General features: G+C 43.6%; 1 protein-coding gene. It reads right to left on the bottom strand.

Annotated features, from left to right (window positions below; all coding sequences use genetic code 11):
- The coding region (locus tag J536_RS24680; RefSeq protein ID WP_032064356.1) for a fimbria/pilus outer membrane usher protein at positions 1-567 on the bottom strand (567 nt) is incomplete at both ends.

Genomic DNA, 567 nt, shown 5'->3' with positions numbered 1-567 from the left:
ACACGAGCTAGGTCAAAATAGTTATCAAATACTTTGCGGTAACTGGTGTTAAATGAAATATTTTTACTGATGCGCCCTTCTAAACCGACTAAAGCAGAATAACCGTTTTCATCTTTATACTGGCTCGCTGCAATGTCAGCATTGATCACGCCAATCCCCAAAACATTCTTGGCAAATCCTGTGCCGAGATTGGACAGGCCATCTGTCGAAGCCTCTGCACCGCCGCTTAAAGTCAGTGAGTTACTGTAGCCATATCGGATCGCACCTGAGGCAAAGGTGGCATCGTCATAATCATTTGAATAGAGTCCATAGTTGTAGCGTGGAACCCCCACATCTACTGAAAACTCATTAATACCTTTTGCCAGAATCTTGGATGAAAAATAGTACGGCTTTTTGGTAATGCTCTGCTGACCCGTTGCATCTGTGGTCACCAGTGTGACTTCATTTCCTGAAATAAACGGAAGCTGTTTAATATCAAAGGGACCTGATGGCACTAGACCTGAATAAATCTTTTGCTGGTTGACGTATAAATCTAGGGTTGAAGGCAATGCTGCCGAGCCAGAGAAT

The sequence above is a fragment of the Acinetobacter sp. 809848 genome (genome assembly GCF_000581275.1).
Classification (GTDB): Bacteria; Pseudomonadota; Gammaproteobacteria; order Pseudomonadales; family Moraxellaceae; genus Acinetobacter; species Acinetobacter pittii.
The sequence above is the reverse complement of the archived record's forward strand: the minus strand, read 5'-3'. Positions and strand labels throughout refer to the sequence as shown.